This is a genomic window from Planococcus sp. ISL-110, assembly GCF_018613575.1.
Lineage (GTDB): Bacteria > Bacillota > Bacilli > Bacillales_A > Planococcaceae > Planococcus.
The window spans coordinates 50,962-75,324 of sequence record NZ_JAGGPX010000006.1; the positions used below are offsets into that span (position 1 = coordinate 50,962).

23 protein-coding genes and 1 pseudogene are annotated in these 24,363 nt (G+C 47.2%); 12 read left to right on the top strand and 12 right to left on the bottom strand.

All coding sequences use genetic code 11. The annotated features are described in order from the left end of the window. Positions 1 to 41: 41 nt before the first annotated feature. Complete coding sequence (locus J7I83_RS03265) at positions 42 to 542, bottom strand: BsuPI-related putative proteinase inhibitor (protein ID WP_215099253.1); 501 nt, start codon at positions 540 to 542, stop codon at positions 42 to 44. Between the two features lie 207 nt (positions 543 to 749). On the opposite strand from J7I83_RS03265, the gene J7I83_RS03270 reads away from it, so the two are divergent. Together J7I83_RS03270 and J7I83_RS03275 are read left to right on the top strand one after the other, a co-directional pair. Continuing rightward, complete coding sequence (locus tag J7I83_RS03270; protein ID WP_215099254.1) at positions 750 to 1,961, top strand: aminotransferase-like domain-containing protein; 1,212 nt, start codon at positions 750 to 752, stop codon at positions 1,959 to 1,961. A 330-nt stretch (positions 1,962 to 2,291) separates the two neighbouring features. Then, entirely contained in the window at positions 2,292 to 3,854 is a 1,563-nt protein-coding gene (locus J7I83_RS03275; protein WP_285228667.1) for a class I adenylate-forming enzyme family protein, read from the top strand. A gap of 61 nt (positions 3,855 to 3,915) precedes the next feature. On the opposite strand, the gene J7I83_RS03280 is transcribed toward J7I83_RS03275, so the two are convergent. The 4 genes from J7I83_RS03280 to J7I83_RS03290 form a co-directional block, all read right to left on the bottom strand. Further along, positions 3,916 to 4,803: a fructose bisphosphate aldolase gene (locus tag J7I83_RS03280; protein ID WP_215099256.1), complete on the bottom strand. Its 888-nt coding sequence runs from the start codon at positions 4,801 to 4,803 to the stop codon at positions 3,916 to 3,918. 346 nt (positions 4,804 to 5,149) lie between these two features. Further along, positions 5,150 to 5,335: a hypothetical protein gene (locus J7I83_RS17710; RefSeq protein ID WP_251047423.1), complete on the bottom strand. Its 186-nt coding sequence runs from the start codon at positions 5,333 to 5,335 to the stop codon at positions 5,150 to 5,152. Further along, entirely contained in the window at positions 5,332 to 5,541 is a 210-nt protein-coding gene (locus tag J7I83_RS18185; RefSeq protein WP_483313427.1) for a transposase, read from the bottom strand. The genes J7I83_RS17710 and J7I83_RS18185 overlap by 4 nt, the downstream gene beginning before the upstream one ends. Before the next feature lie 42 nt (positions 5,542 to 5,583). Further along, positions 5,584 to 7,047 (bottom strand): protein adenylyltransferase SelO, encoded by a 1,464-nt coding sequence (locus J7I83_RS03290; protein ID WP_215099257.1) that lies wholly within the window; start codon positions 7,045 to 7,047, stop codon positions 5,584 to 5,586. 144 nt (positions 7,048 to 7,191) lie between these two features. On the opposite strand from J7I83_RS03290, the gene J7I83_RS03295 reads away from it, so the two are divergent. Together J7I83_RS03295 and J7I83_RS03300 are read left to right on the top strand one after the other, a co-directional pair. Beyond that, positions 7,192 to 7,803 (top strand): type 1 glutamine amidotransferase family protein, encoded by a 612-nt coding sequence (locus tag J7I83_RS03295; RefSeq protein WP_215099258.1) that lies wholly within the window; start codon positions 7,192 to 7,194, stop codon positions 7,801 to 7,803. A 260-nt stretch (positions 7,804 to 8,063) separates the two neighbouring features. Next, complete coding sequence (locus tag J7I83_RS03300) at positions 8,064 to 9,185, top strand: NADH-dependent flavin oxidoreductase (protein WP_215099259.1); 1,122 nt, start codon at positions 8,064 to 8,066, stop codon at positions 9,183 to 9,185. 329 nt (positions 9,186 to 9,514) lie between these two features. Here the strand turns inward: J7I83_RS03300 and J7I83_RS03305 are convergent, their stop codons facing one another. From J7I83_RS03305 to J7I83_RS03315, 3 genes are all read right to left on the bottom strand, one after another. Next, on the bottom strand, positions 9,515 to 10,426 hold the full coding sequence (locus J7I83_RS03305; protein ID WP_215099260.1) for a DMT family transporter: 912 nt from the start codon (positions 10,424 to 10,426) through the stop codon (positions 9,515 to 9,517). A 139-nt stretch (positions 10,427 to 10,565) separates the two neighbouring features. Next, positions 10,566 to 11,579, bottom strand: coding sequence for an STAS domain-containing protein (locus J7I83_RS03310; protein ID WP_215099261.1), 1,014 nt, complete (start codon positions 11,577 to 11,579; stop codon positions 10,566 to 10,568). A gap of 140 nt (positions 11,580 to 11,719) precedes the next feature. Further along, positions 11,720 to 12,649, bottom strand: coding sequence for an oxidoreductase (locus J7I83_RS03315; RefSeq protein ID WP_215099262.1), 930 nt, complete (start codon positions 12,647 to 12,649; stop codon positions 11,720 to 11,722). 421 nt (positions 12,650 to 13,070) lie between these two features. Here J7I83_RS03315 and J7I83_RS18190 point away from each other — a divergent pair. Both J7I83_RS18190 and J7I83_RS03325 read left to right on the top strand, forming a co-directional pair. Further along, positions 13,071 to 13,679 (top strand): annotated as a pseudogene (locus J7I83_RS18190) (ATP-binding cassette domain-containing protein). Positions 13,680 to 13,712: 33 nt separating this feature from the next. Then, positions 13,713 to 14,183, top strand: coding sequence for an NUDIX hydrolase (locus J7I83_RS03325; protein ID WP_215099263.1), 471 nt, complete (start codon positions 13,713 to 13,715; stop codon positions 14,181 to 14,183). Positions 14,184 to 14,238: 55 nt separating this feature from the next. Here J7I83_RS03325 and J7I83_RS03330 read toward each other — a convergent pair whose 3' ends face one another. After that, a complete protein-coding gene (locus J7I83_RS03330; protein WP_215099264.1) occupies positions 14,239 to 15,144 on the bottom strand; it encodes an oxidoreductase in 906 nt (301 codons plus the stop codon). 156 nt (positions 15,145 to 15,300) lie between these two features. Between J7I83_RS03330 and J7I83_RS03335 the strand changes: the two genes are divergently transcribed. Both J7I83_RS03335 and J7I83_RS03340 read left to right on the top strand, forming a co-directional pair. Further along, a complete protein-coding gene (locus J7I83_RS03335) occupies positions 15,301 to 16,050 on the top strand; it encodes a phosphatase PAP2 family protein (RefSeq protein ID WP_215099265.1) in 750 nt (249 codons plus the stop codon). Positions 16,051 to 16,100: 50 nt separating this feature from the next. Further along, positions 16,101 to 16,997, top strand: coding sequence for a 3-hydroxyacyl-CoA dehydrogenase (locus J7I83_RS03340; RefSeq protein ID WP_215099266.1), 897 nt, complete (start codon positions 16,101 to 16,103; stop codon positions 16,995 to 16,997). A gap of 113 nt (positions 16,998 to 17,110) precedes the next feature. Here J7I83_RS03340 and J7I83_RS03345 read toward each other — a convergent pair whose 3' ends face one another. The 3 genes from J7I83_RS03345 to J7I83_RS03350 form a co-directional block, all read right to left on the bottom strand. Further along, positions 17,111 to 17,641: a TlpA family protein disulfide reductase gene (locus J7I83_RS03345; protein WP_215099267.1), complete on the bottom strand. Its 531-nt coding sequence runs from the start codon at positions 17,639 to 17,641 to the stop codon at positions 17,111 to 17,113. Positions 17,642 to 17,826: 185 nt separating this feature from the next. Continuing rightward, the gene (locus J7I83_RS17720; protein ID WP_251047426.1) at positions 17,827 to 18,042 is read right to left on the bottom strand and encodes a hypothetical protein; all 216 of its coding nucleotides are present in this window, start codon (positions 18,040 to 18,042) and stop codon (positions 17,827 to 17,829) included. Then, the gene (locus J7I83_RS03350; protein WP_353048220.1) at positions 17,999 to 18,574 is read right to left on the bottom strand and encodes an LTA synthase family protein; all 576 of its coding nucleotides are present in this window, start codon (positions 18,572 to 18,574) and stop codon (positions 17,999 to 18,001) included. The genes J7I83_RS17720 and J7I83_RS03350 overlap by 44 nt, the downstream gene beginning before the upstream one ends. Before the next feature lie 194 nt (positions 18,575 to 18,768). Between J7I83_RS03350 and J7I83_RS03355 the strand changes: the two genes are divergently transcribed. The 4 genes from J7I83_RS03355 (at position 18,769) to J7I83_RS03370 (ending at position 24,360) form a co-directional block, all read left to right on the top strand. Further along, positions 18,769 to 19,038 (top strand): hypothetical protein, encoded by a 270-nt coding sequence (locus tag J7I83_RS03355; RefSeq protein ID WP_215099268.1) that lies wholly within the window; start codon positions 18,769 to 18,771, stop codon positions 19,036 to 19,038. Positions 19,039 to 19,302: 264 nt separating this feature from the next. Next, positions 19,303 to 20,760, top strand: a complete 1,458-nt coding sequence (gene nhaC, locus J7I83_RS03360) for a Na+/H+ antiporter NhaC (RefSeq protein WP_215099269.1) — start codon at positions 19,303 to 19,305, stop codon at positions 20,758 to 20,760. A 1,268-nt stretch (positions 20,761 to 22,028) separates the two neighbouring features. Further along, positions 22,029 to 22,595, top strand: a complete 567-nt coding sequence (locus tag J7I83_RS03365; RefSeq protein ID WP_215099270.1) for an MEDS domain-containing protein — start codon at positions 22,029 to 22,031, stop codon at positions 22,593 to 22,595. Positions 22,596 to 22,911: 316 nt separating this feature from the next. Continuing rightward, entirely contained in the window at positions 22,912 to 24,360 is a 1,449-nt protein-coding gene (locus J7I83_RS03370) for an aldehyde dehydrogenase family protein (protein ID WP_215099271.1), read from the top strand. Positions 24,361 to 24,363 lie beyond the last annotated feature (3 nt).

Sequence of the window (24,363 nt, forward strand, 5' to 3'; positions counted from 1 at the left end):
AGGGCTTGCCGGAATGCTTTTTTCTGTGGAGCAGCCTATTTTCATTCCACGACGTGCTCAGTCGTCACTTCGTAGGTTCCGCCTTGTCTTGGTGTTAGCCAGGCGGTCAGTTCGTAGGTGCCGGGTTCCAGTTCAAGCTGTGGAATTTCAAATTCGTAACTCAGCTTGTCCCCTTGATCCAGGGTTTCTTCACCTAAAACCTGCAGGTAGACGCTGACGGATGAGAAGAGGAAAACCTCTTCTCCGCTTTCATTTGCCAGGGAAAAATCGTAGCGCTGGCTGCTGGTAAATTCGAATGTATGCGGTTCTCCTGTCTGATTCACTAAGGTGTAGCGATAGACATCGTCATTTACATGCTCGATATCAGGTTCCATTTCACCTTCTGTGCTGTCTCCTGTGGATTCATCCGCTGTACCATTTTCTTCTGTCTCCGGCTCTTCAGGCTGGTTTTCGGCATCGTCTCTTTGTTGGGTTCCGCAAGCTGTGAGAAGCAGGGCAGCCAAAAAGATTAAAAAGGCGCCCAGCCAAAATTTATTTTTCATGGATATGCCTCCTCGTGTAAAGAGATATGTGAATCGCTTTAGCATAAGAACGTTGAGGCACCCGAAAAGTTACAGTTCCAATTTCAAGAGGCATGCAATCAGGAAGGATTTTGACAACAGCCTACACATTGAAGGCCACACCCTGTAGAATAAAGACTAAGAGATTTCACATTATTCCACCAGCTAGAAGAAAGGGGAAAGATCTACATGAAAACAGATTTCCATTTTTCGAAAGACATTGAAATGGCTTTTAAAAACGACCCGCCTGGCCAGTGGCTTTCCACTTTGCCTCCCGGCTGTCTGCGCCTCAGTTCAGGCTACCCGGCGCCGGCCTTGGTCCCCTCTGAAGAAATAAAAAGAGCAGTAGCCCGGTTGCTGGATGAAGAACGGGACTTGCCGCTTCATTATCTCGGCAGTCCACGCGTTCCACAGCTAAAGGGCTTTCTCCGGGAACGGATGGCACGGCGCGGTGTGCAGGCATCTGATGACGAACTGCTGGTGACTTCCGGTGCCTGCCAGGCGATTGACTTGATTGCCCGTGTTCTATTGGACGACGAAGCAGTAGTCGCTGTTGAATCACCAACCTATATGGAAGCGCTGGAAATTTTCCAAAACTACACAGAGCATTACATGACCATTCCAATCGATGAAAATGGGCTGCAGACAGAACTGTTGGCGGATATGCTGGCAGAACGCAAAGAAAAAGGGCAGCCGCTTCCGCGATTGCTGTATACTATTCCGACCTATCAGAATCCGACCGGCACCACCTTGTCGGCCGAACGCCGACAGCATGTGCTGGAACTTGCAGAGCAATATGATTTTCTTATTTTGGAAGACGACGCATATGGCGAACTTGGCTTTCACGACAGTCCGCGCCTGCTGAAAGCAATGGACGCCAATAACCGCGTGCTTTATGCAGGGTCATTATCAAAAGTGGTGGCTCCCGGCATGAGAATCGGCTGGGTGGTGGCGGACAGCCAAATAATCGATCCATTAAATTGGTTCAAGAAAGACCTGAGCCATCCGTTTGACCAGGCAACTATGGCATCGTTTCTTGAAGCCACTGATTTTGATGAGCACCTGAAATTCCTTACAGGCGCTTATGAGTCTAAATGCACATCTATGTTGTCGGCGTTGGAAGAATTCCTGCCGCCTGCGGTTTCATGGTTCGTGCCAAAAGGTGGGTATTTCGTTTGGGTCAAAATTCCAGGTGTCGATACGTCGAAATTGCTTCCGGAAGCATTGGCCGCAGGTGTTTCGTTTGTACCCGGCAAATACTTTTTCTTGGATCAGGAGGAAGGACTCGAATACCTCCGGCTGTCATTCAGCTACGCTAATGAAGAAGAGATTGTCAAAGGTGTGGAATTGCTCGGGCAGGTGGCAGGCGTCAACATCCCAGCGGCTAAGAACGGGGAGTAAAGCTACTTGTTTTCAGCCTTTGCATCGCAGAGGCTGAAAAAGGACATCCGTATGATTCTATACATAGTGCAGAAGATTTCACTGAGAGCAATCAAATAAAAATATCTTGAACCGCGCCCATCGAAGTTAAGATGGAGCGCGGTTTTGACGTTTATTGCTGTTAAGCATAAATAGTACACACGACAAATTGACTATATTTTCAGAATACTGTAAAGTTAAACATACTATTAAAGGGAATATGGAAATTTCTAATGGCCTTCTTTTTTGGCTCGTGAAGTTTCTAAAATAGGAGGATAGCTGCGCAACCAATTGACCACACAAAAGGAGGAGATGAAAATGAACATTACGGCATCACTCAGACAGAACGCAAAACGCTTTTCGGATAAGATGGCGATCACCTGCGATGAACGAACGTATTCATATCAGGAGTTGAATGAAGAAGTAAACCGGTTGGCAAATGGACTTGTCGAAACAGGACTGCAAAAAGGCGATAAGGTTTCGCTTTTTATGAAAAACTCGGATTATTACGCCTTGGCATTTTTTGCAGTGCTGAAGGCCGGTGGTGTAGCGGTACCGGTCAACTGTCAGCTGAGTCCGGATGAAAGCGGCTATATTTTCGGCCAATCCGAAAGCAAGTTCATCTTTTGCGATACAGAATTCGAGCGTGTGATTGCCGAAGCGATAAAACAGGCAGCTTCGCTTGAGCAGGTCATTGTCCATCCAGCCCCTGACAACGCCGAATATCTCAGCTGGGAAAGCGTATTGAGTGAAAATGCGCTGGAGCCATCAGTAGAGGTGTTGAGCACCGATGATGCTGAAATCCTGTATACTTCCGGCACCACAGGAAAACCGAAGGGTGCAGTATTCGATCACCAGCGTCTTGCAAACGTCAGTACTTCTTTTGTTTTTGGAGTCGAAATCGGTGCCAAAGACCGCCTTCTGCATGCAGTGCCACTTTTCCACTCTGTTCAATTAAACCTGTTTCTGGTGACCGGCATTCTGCTCGGAACATCGAATGTCATCTTGCGTGACTTCCATCCGGAAAAAGCGATCCAGGCCATCAATGAATTCCAGGTTACGGTTTTCTTCGGGTTGCCGGATATGTACAGCGCCTTGCTGCAGGTGCCGAATGCAGATGAAACCGATTTGTCTTCTGTCACTAAATGCATGTACGGTGCCGATCCAATCGATCCGAATCTTGTCAGAAAGGCCATGGACTTTTTCGGCCATCAGCAATTCTACAACCTTTGCCTGCTGACTGAGGGTGGTCCGGGCGGTGTCTTCCTATTGCCGGAGCAGCACGAAAATAAATTGGGCTCAGGCGGAAAGCCGATGTATTTCACGGAAGTGCGGGTGGTAGATGAGGAATTTTTGGATGTCCGGCCTGGCACCATCGGAGAGTTTGTCATCAAAGGCGATTTGGTCATGAAGGAATATTACAACAAACCAGAGGAAACGGAAGAAGCTTTCCGAAACGGCTGGCTGTTGACTGGAGATTTAGCGACAATCGACGAAGATGGATTTATCTCGCTTGTGGACCGTAAAGCAGATCGCATCATTTCAGCCGGAGAAAATATTTATGCGATTGAAGTGGAACAGATCATCAATGGCCATCCACAAGTTGCTGAAGCTGCGACGGTCGGTATACCGGAAGAGGAATGGGGAGAAATCGTCGGTGTAATCATTGTCCCGAAAGACGGAGAGACCATTGATGAAGAACAATTGATGGATTATTTCCTGGAGCATCTGCCAGGCTATAAAATTCCGCGGAAATATATGATTGCTGATTCTTTGCCGCGAAACTCCTCCGGAAAAATCATGAAATATCAATTGCGTGAACTGCATATCAGTGAATTCGAGTGGTTCCGAAAAATTCCGGAGAGCCGGTATTAAGCTTTCCATATAAAAATATGCCCCGCCGCCAATTAAGGCTGCGGGGCATATTTTTATATTTTCACGTAATGGAAGCTTCGTAAATGCCTTTGATGGAATTTTCCAGCATGGCGTTGAATTCTTCATCCGATTGGCTCGCGCTGACGCCTTCGGATAGTGCACGGGAGAAGCTGGCGATCAGTCCTTCGTTGGCCGCCAATTTTTGGTTGGCGTCCTCTCGCTTATAGCCGCCGGAAAGCGCGACTACACGAACTACACGCGGATGGTCGATCAATTCCTTGTAGTAATTATCGACTGCCGGAATGGTGATTTTGATCATGACGTTCTGATCTTCACTCAACTGATCCAAATGCTTCAGCATTTCCTCTTTAAGGATTTTTTCGGATTGCTCTTTGTCTTTGCTGTTGATGTCTACTTCGGGTTCCAGAATCGGAACCAGGCCGGCTGCAAGAATCTGCTTGCCGATTTCAAATTGCTGCTCGACCACTTTTTTGATGCCTTCAGGATTGGCTTCCTTGATCACAGAACGCATTTTCGTCCCGAAGATATTGCGTTCATTGGCGCGCTTCAGCACGCTGTCCAAGTCTGAAATCAACTTCATGACCTGAACGCCATGTTCTTCATCTGCAAGCCCTTTGTCGACTTTCAGGAAAGGCACGACCCCTTTTTTCTGCCATAAGTAGTCAGGCGTATAATGCCCTTCCACTTTGCGGTCCATCGTTTGTTCGAAAAGGATTGCGCCGATAATCGAATCGGAATTGAAAGAAGGGGCCGTCATGACACGAGTCCGCATTTCGTGGATCAAGTCATACATTTCTTCTTCTGTTGAGTATTGGTCTTCCGATACGCCGTAAAGCGCCAATGCTTTTGGTGTGCTGCCACCGCTTTGGTCAAGCGCAGCGATAAAACCTTTTCCGTTCTTTACGAATTCCATTTGTTCCTGATTCATCGTCCCAGCTCCTTAGATAAATTTTTTGACAGGTAATTCCTTCAGCTTAAAAAATTTACTGCAAAGAAACTCTTTCACTGAATATTGTAACAATATAAAAGAGAAACTACAAAAAGAATTTTTTTCCTGATTGAGATGATTTTGGATATGTTTCACGACAAGAATAGCTGTTTAAATTTTTAGGGTAGAAGAAATCGCTCTAGGCGGACGCTTTCCGCGGGCTCGCAGGAGTCATGCACCTGCACTACAAGCTATCTGATCGTGCCAAAAAGGGCATGCCAAAAAAACCTGGCGATTCCTGTTTTTTTCACCAGGTTGTCTGTGCTATAGTGAAAGGGAATTGTGTTTACGAAGCCTTGCCAGATTCGTACTGGTAAAGAAGCCCGTGGCGAATAAGGTGAAATGCAACTTTCACGAACTTATTCACACAGGCGATCACTGCAACCTGATGGGGCTTTCCATTGGGTTGCTTTTTTAATTGGTCGTAATGGTCGACAATGGTGTTGTGCGTTTTTTTGCGGAGGGAAATCATGGTCCGCAGCCGCTTGTTCCCCCGTTTATTGATTTTGTCCTGATACTGGAGTTTGTCCGACGGATGTCGATGCCGATATACGCGTTAAGTTGCTTGGCATTCTGAAACCGGCGGATGTCACCAAGTTCTGCGATGATCTGGACAGCAGTTTCCGCGGGCTTATGCGGCAGGAATCGCCGCCTCTCGCTCTTTCTTCTGAGGAGTATTCAACTCTTAATAAATAACCAACCAATTCAAGCTGTTATCATTCATGTCCCGCAAAAAGTCTTGTACGGTCCGCTTGACGGTTCTGTATAGGCTTCTTGTTCGGGTGAATGGGCATAGGGATTGGCCAAGACTGCGAGCAGCCGGTGCAGGACACTGTAATCTCCTTGGAATTCAGCCGCTGCCAGGGCTTCCTCCACCCGATGGTTGCGGGGGATGACTGCCGGATTGCTGTCGCGCATCAATTGATGGCTCTCTTCCGGCGATTGTTCCTGACGCTGCAGACGTGACTGCCAGGAGCTATGCCATTCCTGGAATTCCGATGCATCGAATAGTTCGCCGCCATGCAGCTTATTGAAGGTCAGCGCCCGGAATGTATTGGTGTAATCGGCCGTGTGCGCATGCATCAGATTCAACAGCTCTTCTGCTAACGCCAAATCTTCGGCTTCTTCATTAAAAAGCCCAAGTTTTTTGCGCATGCCGGCAAGCCAGTGGCTTTGGAACTGCTCGATATATTTAGTGAGCTCTTCTTGTGCCATGCTGACCGCTTTTTCTGGTATATCGTGCAACAAAGACAGCAGGCTTTCGGCAAAGCGTGCCAGATTCCAGCCGGCGATCATCGGTTGATTGCCATAAGCGTAGCGGCCCTGAGCGTCAATCGAGCTGAACACCGTCTTCGGGTCAAAGCTGTCCATGAATGCGCAAGGTCCGTAGTCGATCGTCTCGCCACTGATGGCCATGTTGTCAGTATTCATGACACCGTGAATAAAACCGGCCAACTGCCATTTCGCAATCAATGCGGCCTGCCGCTTGACGACTTCCTGAAACAGTTCCAGGTAACGATTTGAAGCGTTTTGGACATGTGGGAAATGGCGTTCCAAGGCATAGTCAGCCAATGCTTTTAAATCTTCTTTCGTTCCGAAACGCGCTGCGTACTGGAACGTGCCGACACGTAAATGGCTGTCGGCAACGCGAGCCATGACGGCACCCGGAAGCGCAGTTTCACGGCGGACCTTTTCACCAGTTTCAACAACAGCGAGGCTGCGGGTAGTCGGGATACCAAGTCCGTGCATCGCTTCACTGATGAGGTATTCGCGAAGCATGGGCCGAAGCGCTGCACGGCCATCGCCGCCGCGTGAATAAGGCGTTTTGCCGGAGCCTTTCAATTGGATATCCAGCCGCTTGCCGGCAGGCGTCAGCTGTTCACCGAGCAATAAGGCACGGCCGTCGCCGAGCATCGTGAAATTGCCGAATTGATGTCCGGCATAAGCTTGGGCAAGCGGTATGCTGCCATCAGGGACCCGGTTTCCGGCAAGGATGGCAACGCCTTCTTCGCCTGCCAATTCGACAGAATCCAGTCCGAGTGTTTCTGCCAATGCTTCGTTTAGGATCACCAGCTTAGGTGAGCGCACTGGATTGACGGTGAACTTGCTGTAAAAAATTTCAGGCAGGCGTGAGTAGCTGTCGTCCAGCTGCCAACCGGTATGGGTTAGTTCTTTTTTGTTCATTGTGGATTCTCCTTTTTTCAGTTAGGATTTACTTTTATTATACCCTCTTGAGCCGGTGATCATGTCTCAGCTGTTTGAGTGATTTGCGTGTGCTATAATCCAATTAACAAGAAAGTGAATATTCAAACGAAAGGAGAGAAGGGCATGAGCAACAAGAAAGTTCTCTTTGTGCTTTTGGATGAGTATGCGGATTGGGAAGCTGGCTCATTGGCGGCAGCGCTAAACGAAGAGCCGGAAGGGCAAGGGCAACAATTTGATGTCAAGACGGTGTCATTGACGAAGGACCCGATCAAATCGATTGGCGGCTTTACGGTGCTGCCGGATTACGGGTTGGATGATGTACCGGAGGATTTTGCGGGTTTGATTCTGATCGGCGGCAATTCCTGGCGACAAGAAGACAGCAAAAGGGTCATGGAGCTTGTCGACAAAGCCATCGAAAAAGAAGCTCTACTTGGTGCGATTTGCGATGCGACGGTGTTCCTGGGAACAAACGGCCTATTAAATGACATTCCGCATACCAGCAACCAACTCGAAGACCTGGCAGAAACAGCGGGTGACAGCTATAGCAATGAAGCTGGCTATCTCCATCAACAAGCAGTACGGAGCGGACAAATCATCACTGCCAACGGTTCGGCATTTCTGGAATTCGGAAAAAGAGTGCTTGAGGCATTAAATGCAGCACCACAGCCTGAAATCGACGAGTGGTACGGTTTTTTCAAACAAGGTTATTATGAATATATGAAAACCAAACAATAAGCAGCTGAATGAACCACCTTTCATTGTGAGACTGCATCCACAATTGGAGGTGGTTTGTTTCAGGTGGTGGACTGGCAGGAAATTCGGTGAACAGCGAATACGGCTGAAAGGCTCTTGGCAGTTTAGCCAAAAGGCTGAATTTACAGCAGAGTTAAGCATATCCAGCTCTTTTTGTTCTGGTGTCCTACCATGGAATAATGAAGGCGTTAGGCTTGCAGGCACCTTCGGAGGGGTAAAAGAATAGTCAAGGGGGAATTCACATGACCATTACAACACAAAATATATTCGAGCCATTTACGTTCAAATCCGGGCTGACCGTTAAAAACCGCATCCTGATGGCTCCAATGACGACTTCGTCTTCAGATTCCAATGGCGATGTCACGGAAGAAGAACTAGTTTATTACAAGCGTCGTGCCCAAAGCGGGTTGGGTGCTGTTGTTACAGCCTGTGCACATGTCGAGCCTCTCGGTGTAGGATTTTCCAATCCCTTTGGTGCAGACAGCGATGAGCGGATCGACAGCTTAACGCGGTTGGCCGCGTCAATCCAAGAAGGCGGTGCCAAAGCGATTCTGCAGCTTTACCATGCAGGACGGATGTCCACTGAAGAGCTGCTGAAAGGCGAACAGCCAGTCTCTGCGAGCACTGTTCCGGCTCTACGCCCCAATGCAGCGACACCGCGTGAAATGACGCCTGAAGAAATCGAGAGAACGATTACGGCGTTCGGGGAAGCGGCAAGGCGTGCCATCGAGGCGGGCTTTGACGGTGTGGAAATCCACGGTGCCAATACGTATTTGATCCAGCAATTTTTCTCTCCGCATTCCAATGTCCGCACCGATAAATGGGGAGGCGACGTCACTGCGCGCATGGCGTTTCCGTTGGCAGTGATCGAGTCGATTCAGGAAGCGGTCGCCAAGCATGCTGAAAAGCCTTTTGTGGTCGGCTATCGCATCAGCCCTGAAGAGCGGGAAGAACCGGGCATCACGATGAACGATACACTGGAGTTTTTGACTGCCATCGCTGACCGGGGCATCGACTATATCCATGCATCCGTCGGCAGATTTTTTGCCGGATCGATCCGAGAGGAAGACAGCCGGTCACGTGTAGAAATGATCCAGCAGCATATAGGCAGCCGAGTGCCAGTGATTGGAGTAGGCGGGCTGCAGACACTTGAACAAGTAAAGCAAGCGTTGGAGGTTACACCGCTGGTATCGCTTGGCCACGCATTGATCATGGATCCTGACTGGCTGGCGAAAGTTAAAAAGAGCCGCGATGAGGAAATTTTCCAGGCGATCCATTTGAGCAAAAAAGAACAGCTTGATGTCCCGGAAAACCTATGGAATATGGTCACCAATGCACCGGGCTGGTTCCAGGTCGAAGAGTAATCCATCAATTAAAAACAGCGTCACCCGGATTTTTTCCAGGTGACGCTCAGGCTGTCGAGAAACTTCTAACAAGCCGTAGTTTTCCGAAGCTTACCGCTCGCTTTCCGCGGGCTCGCGTCCAAGCCTCCTCGTTCGCTTTGCTTCCCGCGGGGTCTCGGCCGTCTCGCTTTCCCGCAGGAGTCGAGCGGACGCTTCTGCAAACCACTTTATAGACTCTTTCTTCTTTGAATGTAGCGGAATGCGTCCGCTTAGAGTGAAATAGAGTATGAAGACTTTTTCAACAAGCTGAGCGTCACCTGGATTTTTTTCAGGTGACGCTGTTTTTGATTTTATAACGAAGATTCTGCGGTTTTTCCGGAAAGTACCCGGCGTTTTCTGCCCATCAGGTTGACAATCATAACGCCGCCGATTGCGATGACGCCACCGATAAGCGACAGGGGAGTCGGCAGTTCGTGCAGCCACATCCAGGCAACGAGGATCGCCACTGCTGGTTCCAGGTAAATCAGGCTCGAGACAGAGCTGGCATTGGCGAGTGATAGGGCAGTTGCCCATGTCACATAAGCGATTGCCGCTGGAAACACCCCAACGTACAGTGTAGCGAAATGAGCTTCCAAAGTGGTTTCCTGCATGGCAGACAACAGCCCGGGTGAAAAAATGAGAAACGGCAAGGTACCAGCCCATGTAAAGTAGGCAGTCAGTTCAATTGCGGAGTAGCGCGTCAGCAGCGGCTTCTGGAAAACAAAGAAAATGGCTGATGCAAATGCGGCAATCAATACGAGCAAGGCACCATTTGTCAGTGTAAGAGAAGCGCCTGCTGACCCGAAAGCGATAAACAAAATGCCGATAAATCCGATGCCCAGACCGATCCAGCCAAGGCCGGTCAGCCGTTCCTTCAAGATGAACGCGGCGATCAACGCCGTAAAGATCGGTCCAGAACCGACCAGCATGCCGGCGGTGCCGGCAGAAATCGTCTCCATGCCAAAGGTGACGAAGATATGGTAAACACTGATGCCGATCCAGCCCAGTACAAGAATCCGGATGATGTCGCCTTTTTGGGGAAGATGAAATTTCGTTCCTGGCCATAAAGCGAAAATGAAGAACAAGGCTGAGGCAATCAGAAAGCGGACGAGCACATTCTGTCCGGCGTCATAGCCGCCCTGCAGGCCGACACGAATGGCCGCAAATGAAGAGCCCCATATTAACACAGAAAATAATGCCAGTGAAAAAGCTTTTGCGTTCAAGTGATCTCCTCCATTAACCATTGATCTATCCAATGGCTATCCTGTCTGCAGAAATAAACAGACAGAAACTATTATATTCTTTTACGGAGAAAATGTCTCCAAAGAGGCAGGGCTTTGACAGGCAATCCGATAGGGTGCATCAAACAATTTTCCGGCCACTGCGGCCAAGAGCATAGTAAATCCCATGCTGCAGGCTTTGCAGAGATTCGAAAGTCTTCAAGCTGTTCTGGGATTGGGCAATGATAATGGCCAGTTCAGGTGAGATGCCGACCAGAATAACTTCTGTTCCCAGAAGCCTTGCGGAAGCGCCCAACTTATCGATCAAAGAAGCTGTATGTTCCGTGATATGGCGATTCAGCCCGGTCAAATCAACGAGCAGATATTTGGCTTTATGTTTCGGAAGTTCGCTCAAGGTTTTAAAAATCAAATCCTCTGTCCGCTGTTCGTCATAGGTACCGATCATCGGGACCACGATAATGCCCTCGAGCACAGGAATGATTGGAGAGGAAAGTTCCTTCACTAAATTCTGCAGGGATTTCGTATGCTCATCCACTAAGGTTTCCAACTTTCGGATTTGGTCGGCTTCCTGTTTTCTGGAAAGCTCATGGATATTTTGCTGGACCGTCACTTCAGAAGGGAAATACTCAACGATGCTGAAGGGGATGCTTTCGTTTTGATACTGAATGATTTTGTACCAGAAATTGATGCCGAATAAACCTGTCAATACGCCGGCGTAATGAGAAGGTACAAATATGCCTTCTGCATCCTTGTTTTTCAACAGGTTCATTTTATATTCCCAGTCGTTCTGGATATGCATCGTAAAGGTGTGTGTTTCAGTATCCATTTCGACAATTTCAACTTTCCCCCAACCGGCAGGAGCATATGTATTGGAAATCCACTCGACCGCGTTAGAGTTATCAATTTGCTTCATGTCTTTGAACCCTTCCCCAACAATGACCCCTTGGCGAAATCCGGTTGTTTCCAATACAAGCTGTGTCGCTTCACTTCCTGAAATGTCTTTAATCGTATCGAAGAAAGTTTCCATGGCGCTTGTCCAAAAGAGAACGACATCTCTGCCTTCAAAAAGAGCTTCTCCTGTTTCCAAGTCCCATTCTAATTCGACGCCGCCGACAATGATACTTTTTTTGCTCATGCTATAAATTCCTCCATTATAATGAAAAATTGTTGTATACACTACAAATCGTACGCTCTCCTTTAGGTATTCCCTGGGGAGTGGACAATATGTCTGAGCATAGAAATTCTTTGGGCGGGTTTATGGACAGCAAGCTGTTTTCAACAGAAATGTTCGGCATCAGGGCTGGCCACCCCTTCCACAGGGTGTTTAAACGGATAGGCAACAGCTGTCAGCTTTTCTGATACGTCCCAAAGCCTTCGGGAAACTTCCTGATCGGTCGCATTGGCGTGGGGTGTTCCTAGGGCCGGATAGCCTCTCCGCTGAAACTGGGTGACGGGACCGATGTATTCACCGCCCGTCAGGCCAGGTTTGGTCGCTGCATAAATTACCGATAAAGCCCCCATGTCGGGCGGCTGAAGAAAAAGGTTGGCGATGCTTTTGAATACGAGTGGGATTTCCCATCTGCCGAACTTCAGGATATTGGTGGCAGAAACCCCAGGGTGACAGGCCACACTGATCGTCTGAAGATCGTGTTTTTTCAAGCGCTTGTCGAGTTCCAATGCAAAATACAGATTGGCGAGCTTGCTTTGGTTATAGACTTTTTTTGCCTGGTAGCCTTTTGTCCCATCAAGATTGGCAAAGTCGATAGAGCCGCGGCTGTGCGCCCGGCTGCTGACGGTCACGACACGTGAACCTGGAGTGTTTGTCAGCAGAGGCAGCAGCAGGCCGGTCAATGCAAAATGCCCAAGGTGATTACTGCCGAACTGCATTTCAAAGCCGTCTTTCGTTTTTGTATAAGGGGGTGTCATAATGCCGGCGTTATTAATCAATAGATCGACTTTATCGCAGGATTTTCTGAACTCTCCGGCAAACGAACGGATCGTTTCAAGATCAGCCAGATCAAGTTTCATGACATCGATTTGCGCAGAAGGATGGAGCTTCAATAACGCAGCACGTGCGGCGGCTCCTTTTTCGGTATTGCGGACAGCAAGAATGACCCGCGTGCCCAATGCCACCAGGCCCTTTGCAGTTTCAAAGCCGATGCCGCTGTTGCCACCTGTGATGATGGCCGTTTTTCCTGTAAGCAAAAGATCACTTCCTTCATTTCAATTATTCCGGTCTTACTGGAATCTCTAAAGGTTATTTTATCGGTTCTGTTGTTCATTTGGAAATTTCGACAATAAAAAATGTGTTTCATCAATTGTCTGATGGTACACATTTTTCTGTTTGTGCTTAATGATGTTTTTTCCGCTCGCTGCAAGTCACTTTAACATCAATGATTTTTTCGCTTGGGGGAGGTTTTCAGATTTTCTTTGTTCAGTACCACGTCGACTTTTAACGCTTGATGGGTCGTGGATTTCTTTATATCCACTTTAAAATGTTTTGAATTTTTTTATCTGTTTTTTAAGTTTCCAATACCTTTTCAGCAACTATCGCTTTATTTTTCATTAGCTGCGCTGAGCGGTAGAATGGAAAAAAGGAAGCAATAGCGCATCCACGGATAGTTCGATTAAAGAGTTGACCAAAACATTCAAGGATCGGATTGCCGTAGATCATCTTTCGCTGACAATCGGGCAAGGCGAGATTTTTGCACTAGTGGATGAAAATGGAGCGGGAAAAATCACGACCATCAAATTACTGAGCTGCCTGGTGAAACCGACGAGTGGGGACGCGATTATGCTGGGCGGCAGCATTGCTGAAAATCCGCAGACTGTAAAGAACGAGTTGAATATTTCCCCTTAGGAAACCACGGTAGCATGCAATTTTTCTGTAAAGAAAAATTGACAGGATTTATGGCGACGATACGATAAAAAGAAGCATAGCAAAAAATGGACCGGTTGATGGACAAGTTTGCTTTGGCAGATCGGACGATAAGCAAGGGGAGGACTTTGTCAGGAGGATTGGAGCCCCGCTTAAGCATCGCGATGGCGATTTTTGCGATTTTCGTCAACATCACGACCTGGTTAAGCGGTACCTGGTTTGAATTGGATGTGATGGGCGGTACTTTCCCAAAGCTCGCTTACCTGCTTCCGTTCGCACATGCTGTGGGTGATTGCTTTTGCAGCAGTTATATTCGAAATTGTGGTACGGGGATTCAGGAACAGGATGCGCGGTTAGGATTCAATACTAAAGATAAGGGAGGTTGGCCAAATGGGCTATATAGAAGAACTGCGGGCAGTGGTCGGTCACCGGCCATTGATATTTGTCGGGGCAGTGGTCGTAATTGTGGATAAAGGAGGCCGCTTGCTGCTGGAGGAGCGGAAATTCCCGAAAGATTTGTGGGGCCTTCCAGGCGGACTCATGGAGCTTGGGGAATCCACGGAAGATACAGCAAAACGGGAAGTCATGGAAGAGACGGGGCTAAGGGTTGATGGGCTGCACCTGATCAATGTCTACTCCGGGCCGCAGCATTTCGTGGTGGCGGAAAATGGCGATGAGTTCTACGTTGTGACGGTCGCCTATTATTCCAACGAATACCGTGGCGAGCTGATCGTCGATAAAAAAGAATCCTTAAGCTTCAAGTTCTTCGCTCCGGATGAGCTGCCGGACAAGATGGTCGGCAGCCACCAGACGGTAATCGAGGAGTTTCTCGACAAGCATTATACAGCTGCTCGCTTGTAATGGTTTGTGGAATTAGAAAAGCCATTTTCAAGGATAGACCTGAAAATGGCTTTTCTTATTGGGTTGCTGTTTTGTTGAATTCAAATTTCACACCGGTCAGCTGCTCTGACACTTCCCAAAGCTTCTGCGAAACCGCTTCATCACCGGCAGATGCATGAGGTGTGTCCAATGTTGGATAGCCTTTGCGCTGGCCTTTGCCGTCGGGTCCGATGTACTCGCCGCCTGTGAGCCGCGAGTCGGTCGCCGCGTAAACGGTCGGCAAAGCACCCATTTCAGGCGGCTGCAGAAAGTTATGCATGAGTGTTTTCATTAGCTTTGGGGCATCCCGCTTGCCAAACTTAAATAGGTTCGTTGCGGAAATACCAGGATGGCAGGCAAGGCTTAAGCTGTTCAACCCGTTTTGCTTGAAGCGCTTGTCCAATTCCTGCGCAAATAATAGATTTGCCAGCTTGCTTTGGCTGTAAAACTTCATCGGCTTATAGCCTTTTGCACCGTCAAGATTATCAAAATAGATAGTGGCGCCTTTATGGGCCAAACTGCTGAGGGAGACGACGCGTGACTCTGGTGTATTTTTCAGCAAAGGCAGCAGCAGGCCGGTCAACGCAAAATGGCCGAGATGATTGCTGCCGAATTGCAGTTCAAATCCATCCTTTGTTTTCGAATAGGGTGGAGTCATGACACCCGCATTGTTGATCAGCAGGTCAAGTGAATCGTGCTGGTTCTTGAAGTTGTCTGCAAATGCCCGGACGCTGGCAAGGTCCGCCAAATCCAACTTCATCACGGTCACGAGCGCATTTTTAACATTATTGAGAATCACATCACGGGCAGCCTTGCCTTTTTCTGTATCGCGCACAGCCATGATAATCTGTGCCCCTTGCTCAGCAAACACTTTCGCGGCTTCCAATCCGATGCCGCTGTTGGCTCCTGTAATGATGGCTGTCTTTCCAGTTAACTGTTTCAAACGATCAGCTCCTGAGTGATGTACTTGGTCTTACGATAAAAATACCACGCGCCAGCCTTTGTAACAAATTGTAGGATTGGAAAGACTGTTTTCCTTTACATATTTTCAAAGCAGAAAGGGTAAGGAATATTATCTGTGGAAAATAGGAGCGATAGGATGGAGAAAAATGAAAAAATGGCCGGTCTGGCTTTTTTGCTGCTGCTTGGCGGGCTAGGTATTGCCGCATTGTTTATTGTATTGTTTGCAGAGTTGGCGGAAGAAGTGATGGAAAAGGAATTTGGCTTGTTTGATCGTGCGGTCATCGCCTTGATGGAAGCGGGATCGAGCCAAGCGATGGACAATGTGATGTTTATCGTTACCGAAATGGGCTCAGTCTGGTTTTTAACGGTTCTGTCAATCAGTGTTTTAGCCGTATTGGGATTTAAAATGAAAGACAAATGGGGCATGCTGTTTTTTATAATTGCAGTGGGCGGCGGTTCGCTCTTAACGCTGTTGCTGAAGAATCTATACGTCAGAGAACGCCCAAGCATCAATGCCGAAATTGATGCGCTCGGCTACAGCTTTCCAAGTGGCCATTCGATGGGATCATTGATATTCTATGGTTTCGTAATGTACCTGATAATTCGGACGCGGCAGGGGCCTTGGATTCACTGGCTGACAGTCGCCGTTTTGAGCGGACTCATCATTGCAATCGGCATCAGTCGGATATACCTCGGTGCGCATTTTCCAAGTGATGTCCTAGCTGGCTATATTGCCGGTGCCATCTGGCTGATTTTGAGCCTGGTTGCACTGGAGTGGATTCAGTGGCACAGCAGGAGTCCGGTGCCCCCAGTCCACGCGCTGCGAAAATTACTGGGGCCATTATACAGAACAGTGCGGACAAAATTGCCTTTTTTTACGGATTGAAAAACTCTTTAGATCACTATATTTGCTAGCCTGACAAGGATGAAATGATAGTGGATTATAAAAATATTGCAGTGGCAGGGAGTGGCGTATTAAGGAGCCAGATTGCCTACCAGACAGCATTTAAAGGATTCGATGTGGCAATTTATGATATCAACGATGAGGCCATTGCAAGTTCAAAAAAGCGGCTGGCAAAGCTGAAGAAAAACTACCGCCACGACCTGAATGCCAGTGAGACAGAGGTAGATGCAGCATACGATCACTTGTCTTTTCACACAAATCTGGCGGAAGCTGTAGCCTATGCGGATTTGGTCATTGAAGCAATTCCGGAAGTGGTGGACATTAAAGCGGCTTTTTATAGAGAACTGGGTAAAACAGCTCCTGAAAAAACAGTGTTTGCGACCAATTCATCGACCTTGCTGCCAAGCCAATTTGCAGAAGCAACAGCACGGCCGGAAAAATTTCTGGCTTTGCATTTTGCTAATACGATCCGGATCAATAACACCGCTGAAATCATGAAGCATCCGGGAACGGCTGACGAGAATTTTGACGATGTGATCCAATTCGCGGAAGCCATCGGAATGGTGGCACTGCCACTTCATAAAGAGCAGGCAGGCTATATTTTAAACTCTTTATTGGTGCTTTTCCTGCAAGCGGCAGAACTGCTGCTGGTCAAAAGAGTGGCAGATGTCGGAACAGTCGACAAGACCTGGATGATCGCAACAGGTGCACCGCTCGGTCCTTTTGCGATTTTGGATGTGGTCGGCATCAACACCGCCCACAATATTGTCCAAGCGAAAGCTGCTAACGGCAATCCCAAGTTTGTGGAATTGGGGCATATGCTGAAGACCGAATACCTGGACAAAGGAAAACTTGGAAGAGAGACTGGCGAAGGATTCTACAGCTACCCGAACCCGGCCTTCGTGCAAGCGGATTTCCTGAAAAACTGACAAAAAACACGCTGGGCCGTTAAAGGCAGAGCGTGGTTATTTTGTATTAGGAAGTTCTGGAAACAGGATATGGAGTATACAACGATAACTCATGAGAACAGGCTTGTTTTATTTTATTGGATGGTCTCGAAGCTCTTTTTGATTTCTTCATTGCTGAAATGGCCTGTCAGACTTTTGACGAGTGTCCCATCTGATCCGATATAGACAGAAGTCGGATAGCCGATTATGCCATATTCATCGAAGAAGGTGCCGCCTTCATCCAACAGCACGGTGATATTTTCCGCATTTGGAAACCCTTCAAACCATTTGGCGAATGACTCGGTGCTCTTTTCAGCATTAGAGCCGGGCGAGACAATGGTCAGCACCGCAAAATCCGTTTCTTCAGCGGCTAATGCATTCAGCTCTTCCATGCCCGACAAACAAATAGAACACCAGGATGCCCAAAACTTCACATAGACTTTTTGGCCGGCATAATCGGCGAGATTCTGTTGGTTTCCATCCAAATCTATTAACTCAAAAGAAGGTGCCGGATTGCCATCGTTCAATTGGCCGGCATTTGCTTCACTGTCCTGTGAATTGCTGTTGCACGCACTCAATAAGATGAGCAGGGCAAGCAATCCTATGGTTTTTGTCAGCGCTCTCATGGCCATCATCCTTTTCTTTAAAATAGCGGCTCAGTTCTTTATAAAACCATCATATAGTGGAAATTTGCTAAAAGACATTGAAGCACCTCGGCTCTCTGCAAAAAACCATCTTCGATTGTCCACGAAGATGGTTTTTTGTCACTTTTTGCTATTGCTGATTCTACAAAGGGCATTTTTCTCGATGATCAAATCAGATATGCGAAGCTGTTCGCCTGTAGCTTCAATGTGTTTGCTGCATTGATCGAATTCAACCTCTTCGCCTGAAGCAGTGTTGTAGCAGCTGCAGTCAAATCGGGCTCGAAATAAAGTTTCTTGTAACGGAAAGCGCCATTACGGAAAACAGTCAGGTCACTGTCGTCATCGATCAAGGTTTGCCCAAGCATATAAGATGGCTGGAGCAATATCTATTTGCCCGCCTATGCTGTCAACTGTGCTTCCTGTTTCCATATCGGGTTCTTTGATGAAAAGCGGTACTTGATGATCGACTTCAAATAATTCCACTTTGGTTTCATCAACCAGCTCCTGCGCCATTTCGCTATCAGGCTGAGTCAGTCCGCGGTCGCGGTCGCCATCGCCATAAAAAACGATGAGGAAACCATCCCACAGGTCCTTCTGCTTCAACTCTTCAATCATCTCTCCGACAGCCCCAACGACATAATGAACGGTTTCGTAATAGCCTTTTAGCAATGAATCCTCATATCCGGCCAAATCCAGTTGCTCGAGTTCTGCTGGTATTTCATAAGGTGTATGGCTCGACAAGGCGACCATAAAGGCGAAATAAGGCTCTTTCAACTGTTCAGCCAGTTCGATGGAAATGGTCAGGAAATCTTCATCGTTCAAAGCCATGCCGATTTCCTGGGTGGCAGGAAAATCTGTTTGGCTGAAGAAGTGCTTAAAGCCGATGTTCTGGTAGAAATCCTTTTCGATTACCACTCTTAAGATAAGTGGAAATATTTAATCATGTCCGTATAGTGTCAAAAGAGCCGACCTTCTGGGAGTTTGAAGCCATTTAAGATTCGGGTATTTAAGAGAATAAAGATGCCGGCGGGTTTATGCCGAATGAATGGATTTCAGAGAGCGGTTTGTGGAATACTCAAGGCGGTTAGTAATAGAAGGGAGTGTTGATTGTGGACATATCTAAAAAAACATCCAACGATAAACAAGCAACACCGGAATGCAAGTATCCGGTGTTGCCTGTCGGACAAAAATTTTCGGTGGATTTTGGGGGCCAGCAGTCTCTCCACGGCAACTGGCAAGTAGCAGAGAATGACGAGGCTCCGTTTTATTTATGCAAACGTGTTTTTGAAAATGGCACCTTGTCCAGAAGAAGGTCAGCTGATCATCGCCGCCAGTTTTTCGAAAGCGAGATTTACCGTGCACTAGGAGAGAAAACCTGATTGCAGCTTTTATACAGTAGAGAAAGCCGTCCTTTTTGGATGGCTTTTTATGCTGTTTGCGAATTTGTCTGTATTCTACTAATAGGAAAGTGAAAAACATAAGCTCTTGTTTATTAAGCAAGAGTCTCAGTGCCGGCGTGTCCAAAGCGGTTTTTGAAATGATGATTTTTAAGTGCAAATTATATATTTTAAAATAATATATAGATTATTTTAAATTTTGCTGTAATATTGAATAATAAACTAAAATGTAAGGGGATACATAAAATGAAGACAAATCAGCAAGAGATTGAAATACCATTTTTATTGGCGCTTGTCCCATTAATTACCATGATTGCCGCAATGGCAATCACCATCATTGTATTCGAAGGCAGCCCACATGTTCCTTTAGCTTTGGGAGCCATAGTGGCCGGCCTTATTGCTTGGCGTCTCGGCTATAAATGGGAAACGATTGAAGAAGGGGCCTATAAAGGAATCCGGCTTGCTCTTCCTGCTATTCTGATTATTATAGTGGTCGGCATGATCATTGCGTCTTGGATTGGCGGCGGAATTATTGCCACCATGATTTTTTACGGCTTGCAGCTTATTACGCCGTCGCTGTTTTTGATGACGATCTGCATCATTTGTGGAATCGTTGCGCTCGCAATCGGCAGTTCATGGTCGACGATGGGTACGATCGGTATAGCCGGCATGGGAATTGGCATAAGTATGGGAATCCCTGCGGCAATGGTTGCTGGCGCGGTCATATCAGGCTCTTATTTCGGTGATAAAATGTCGCCGTTGTCGGATACGACAAACCTGGCAGCGGGAGTTACCGACACAAATTTATTCGAACATATTCGGCATATGCTCTATACAACAGTTCCAGGCTTGGTTATTGCCTTAGTAGTGTATTTTTTCCTTGGCCGCCAATTTGGCGGATCGGCAATCGACGAAGGGAATATTCAGGCGATTTTGTCTGCATTAGACAGTAGTTTTCTTATTTCACCTTGGCTTCTGCTTGTACCTGCAGCCATTGTCGTACTGGTGGGATTAAAAGTGCCAGCTTTGCCTGCGTTGATAATCGGCGTTTTTCTTGGCTTTATGTGCCAAATTTTTGTACAGGGCGGAAATATGGGAGATGCCGTCAATACACTTCATGACGGTTTTGTGATTGTCTCCAACAATGAAATGGTCGATGACTTGTTTAACCGCGGCGGCATCGCTTCGATGATGTTCACGGTCTCACTGACCATTTTTGCGATGGTTTTTGGCGGGATATTGGAACATACAGGCATGTTGAAAGCTATCGTCAAACAGATTCTGAAGGTAGCGAAGTCTGCCGGCACCTTAATTGCGGCAACAATTGTTTCTGCTTTCTTTACCAATGCAACGGCATCAGAACAATATATTTCCATTCTGCTGCCGGGTAGAATGTATGCCACAGCCTATCAGGATAAAGGGCTGCATTCGAAGAACCTTTCACGTGCGCTTGAGGATGGCGGCACCCTGACTTCTCCGTTTATTCCATGGAATACATGTGGAGTCTTCATCCTGGCAACGTTAGCGGTTCATCCATTTGCATATGCGCCTTATGCGGTGCTCAATTACGCAGTTCCGATCATCGGAATCATTATGGCATTGGTTGGCTACAAGGTTCAATTTTTAACAGAAGTTGAAATGGAAGAATTGAAAGTGAAGCAGCAAAGAATCGATCGTGAAAACGCATTGACAGAAGGCGTTTAAGTTTTTCGAATTCCACGAGCACCTATAGAAAAGCGAGCCGCCTCTTNNAAGAGGCGGCTCGCTTTTCTACTATTAAACAGAAGTAGGCTCAAGTTGCTTTATAAGACGGCCAGTGCCATATAACAGCCACGGTGAAGGTAAGTCGAAGGTGTGGTGCTCGGGCAGCTTACTGACCTGTTCCGGGCTTAAATCCATCCACAGCAAGGCGTGGGCTCCTACCTGTTCACTTAGTCGCCGCTGCGCCGTTGAAACGGTCTCCTATAATCCCGGATGCTCCATGAGGTTATCCCATGGGTAAACTGTATGCAAATAATGAGCCCGCTTGTAGTCTTTTTTCGGAATCAATACCTGGTCCTTATCACGATTTTCGAAAAATGACCATTGTGCCAGCTTAGCATCCGCAAATAACTCTTCAGAAGCTGGAAATGTGTAATAGCATTCATAAGGAAACGCGGCTCCTGTTTTGATATACAGCCTTTCTATCCAAGCTTTTTTTGGGGGAGAGCCGCGATTTCCGATTAGACAGCGTTGCCGGTTTCGAGAGAGGAAGCATCAGACGAAATGGCACTGTAGAGTGTGGATACTTCTGCAAGTCCCAGTTTGTCCATGACACGACGGGCGGATGCGCTCTGCTGCTGTGCATGTGCAACCGATCCATTGAATAGCAGGAAACATAAAGGCCTGTTCCATAATATAGGGCATCAATTGGGTAGACAAATTATTTCTGTGGAAGCGCAAATCACTGCGCATTTTGCCAAGCATAATGTATTGCTTGGCAAAATCGTGTAGCCGCCGATGCTAGCCAACCGGCCATCCTGAAATAGTCCGTACATACGGCTGGAGCCACTGGATATCCGGCTGTATACCCGAAGAATGTATTCATCTTCTATTCCTGTCTCCATGGCTTCCAAATAGTGCAAATCATCTAAGTTTAATTGTCAAATTGATTTTTCCATAGACCGCCACCCCTTGCTCATGTTGAAATAGCTACTTGTATTATATACAGGAAAAGCAGTGGTTTGCCTGTCACTCGACAGCGTCTGAAGTGGCGAATGCCATCGCTTTTCTTTTAACTGATGCGGCTGGAAATATTGCAGGGGAGCATCTGGGGATTTCTGGAGGTGGCGTCATGAAATGAGGCCGCATTAAGCCTGCTGAACGAATGGGGCGCGTAGCATTATCTTTTATCCCCTTACTTGTGTATAGTAAGCAGAGTGAATAAGGCTATCTGACCAACCACCAGCCTACTGGTTAAAAGGAGATCAATCATGGAAAAAGAAATTACAAACATTCAAGATACATTAAGGACGTCTGAAGGGGCACATGTATTTTATTATGTTAACGAATTGGAGCGTTATATTGATAATGCTGTTTCTTATATTGTTGCGGGCATAAAGCATGGGGATCAGATTCTGTTTGTTGAGAACGAACGCCTTTATCCGAAAATCCTGAAGCGTGTAGAAGAGCTGGTATCCAACGAACAGCGGAAGAACATTCACTACGTTAATAATTTTACGTTCTATTGGCGGTACGGAAATTTTCATCCGCCGACCATTCTTGAATATTTCTCCCATTTGATAGCGCCATTTGTGGAAGAGGATCTGGGCTTCCGTACCTGGGGACATGTCGAGTGGCGGGAAGAAGTTATTATTGCAAATGATATTAAAGAATATGAAAATGCAGTTGGCAAGCTTTTGCCTCAAACCAAAGCGATTTCGGTATGTGCATACGATGCCCTGCGTGTTTCTGAGGGGCTCAAGGAAGTGCTGATGAACTGCCACGACTTTTTGATGACAGATGATGAGATAGCACCGATTCCCAAGCAGGCTGATTAAGCCGCCTCCACCAAAAAGAACCTTTACGGATAACCGTAAAGGTTCTTTTTTTACAAATTTACAAGTTGCGTCAAAAATTCCACTTTTGGCACTTTGGTCTTGGCTGCCCCATTGGCTTTTTCTTTTTACTCCGAGCATGAGGCAATTGCTGAAGGATGCATGTGTTCTGTTCCTGTTGTATTGGATTGCCTTTTTATTGACAGAATATTGACAATTATTAAAAAGAGCATACTATATTAATTGATGAGTCTTAAAAAAAAGCAAAGCTCTTTAAGACGAAAGAGGTTTTTGTAATTGAAAAGGAGGAGAATCCGAAATGATTGAAATCGGAAAGTACCATTTCGGTTCCATTATCGATGGCAAGGAATTGCCTAAAGATGGACGAAACGAAATTGACGTGCTCAATCCCTATAATAACGAAACCATCGGAAAAATTTCATGCGCTACACCTGAAGATGCCGCTGAGGCGGTTGTCAGTGCTCATCGCGTCTACGTGAAGACCATGAAGAAGATGCCGGCACATAAACGTTCTGAAATTCTTCGGAAAACTGCTGATCTGTTGGAACTGGAGGCAGATGACTTTGCACATCTCTTGTCTCTGGAAGCCGGCAAACCGATTAAGGAAAGCCGGGTAGAAGTGGTGCGTGCTGTCCAGGTACTGCGGTTTTCTTCAGACGGCGCCAAATCAATCTATGGAGAAATGATTCCATTGGACAGTGCGATTGGCGGAGAAAGTCAAATCGGCATGTCGAAGCGTGTATCTCTTGGCGTGGTAGTAGCCATCACCCCTTTTAACTTTCCATTGAACTTAGTGCTTCATAAGATTGCCCCAGCGATTGCGGCCGGCAATACGGTGGTCTTGAAACCGGCAGAGAAAACACCGCTTTCCCCTGTTCTTTTGTATCGGCTTTTTGAGAAAGCCGGACTGCCAAAAGGCGTCATCAACATTGTCATGGGACCGGGACAGGAGCTGGCAGAAACCCTTGTGACCCATCCGAAAGTCAAACGGGTGACGTTTACCGGAAGCAGCGCTGTCGGCTGGAAAATACACGAAATGGCCAAGCGAAAAAAAGTCACTCTGGAACTGGGGTCGAATGCTCCGAATATCATCTTTGAAGATGCGGATCTGGATGTTGCGGTCAATGCTATTGTGATCGGCGGTTTTACGTATGCCGGACAGGCCTGCGTATCCGCACAGCGAATTTATGTGCAGGAAGCGATCTATTCAGCTTTTCTCGAAAATCTGACAAAAAAAGTAAAAGCTCTCCAAATAGGCGATCCTTTGGATGAATCCACCGATATGGGACCGATGATCACTCAGGAAGCAGCTGAACGGGCAGAATCGTGGGTCAAAGAAGCTCTAGGACAAGGCGCAACCTTATCCGCCGGCGGAAACCGGAGAGGTACGATGATGGAGCCGACCATTGTCAGTGATGTAACACCAGACATGAAGGTGGTCTGTGCAGAAGTGTTTGCGCCTATCGTCAGTGTCATGCCTTTCAGTACGGAAGAAGAAGCAGTACACCATGCCAATGATTCGGATTTCGGTCTGCAGGCGGGCATCTTTACAGCCGACATTAACCGAGCTATGCGGATGGCGGATGCGCTGGATACAGGTGGTGTTTGGATCAATGAAGTGTCGGTCCGCCGTTATGACCATATCCCCTATGGTGGAGTGAAAAACAGCGGCACCGGAAAAGAAGGCGTCAAATATGCCATTGAAGAAATGACTGATATGAAGTTCATCGGCATCAAATTATATTGATTT

Bases quoted from the DNA above. Each gene is read 5' to 3' on its own strand.
- J7I83_RS03265 (WP_215099253.1), bottom strand. From the start codon at position 542: ATGAAAAATAAATTTTGGCTGGGCGCCTTTTTAATCTTTTTGGCTGCC.
- J7I83_RS03270 (WP_215099254.1), top strand. From the start codon at position 750: ATGAAAACAGATTTCCATTTTTCGAAAGACATTGAAATGGCTTTTAAA.
- J7I83_RS03275 (WP_285228667.1), top strand. From the start codon at position 2,292: ATGAAAATGAACATTACGGCATCACTCAGACAGAACGCAAAACGCTTT.
- J7I83_RS03280 (WP_215099256.1), bottom strand. From the start codon at position 4,803: ATGAATCAGGAACAAATGGAATTCGTAAAGAACGGAAAAGGTTTTATC.
- J7I83_RS17710 (WP_251047423.1), bottom strand. From the start codon at position 5,335: ATGATTTCCCTCCGCAAAAAAACGCACAACACCATTGTCGACCATTAC.
- J7I83_RS03290 (WP_215099257.1), bottom strand. From the start codon at position 7,047: ATGAACAAAAAAGAACTAACCCATACCGGTTGGCAGCTGGACGACAGC.
- J7I83_RS03295 (WP_215099258.1), top strand. From the start codon at position 7,192: ATGAGCAACAAGAAAGTTCTCTTTGTGCTTTTGGATGAGTATGCGGAT.
- J7I83_RS03300 (WP_215099259.1), top strand. From the start codon at position 8,064: ATGACCATTACAACACAAAATATATTCGAGCCATTTACGTTCAAATCC.
- J7I83_RS03310 (WP_215099261.1), bottom strand. From the start codon at position 11,579: ATGAGCAAAAAAAGTATCATTGTCGGCGGCGTCGAATTAGAATGGGAC.
- J7I83_RS03325 (WP_215099263.1), top strand. From the start codon at position 13,713: ATGGGCTATATAGAAGAACTGCGGGCAGTGGTCGGTCACCGGCCATTG.
- J7I83_RS03335 (WP_215099265.1), top strand. From the start codon at position 15,301: ATGGAGAAAAATGAAAAAATGGCCGGTCTGGCTTTTTTGCTGCTGCTT.
- J7I83_RS03345 (WP_215099267.1), bottom strand. From the start codon at position 17,641: ATGAGAGCGCTGACAAAAACCATAGGATTGCTTGCCCTGCTCATCTTA.
- nhaC (WP_215099269.1), top strand. From the start codon at position 19,303: ATGAAGACAAATCAGCAAGAGATTGAAATACCATTTTTATTGGCGCTT.
- J7I83_RS03365 (WP_215099270.1), top strand. From the start codon at position 22,029: ATGGAAAAAGAAATTACAAACATTCAAGATACATTAAGGACGTCTGAA.
- J7I83_RS03370 (WP_215099271.1), top strand. From the start codon at position 22,912: ATGATTGAAATCGGAAAGTACCATTTCGGTTCCATTATCGATGGCAAG.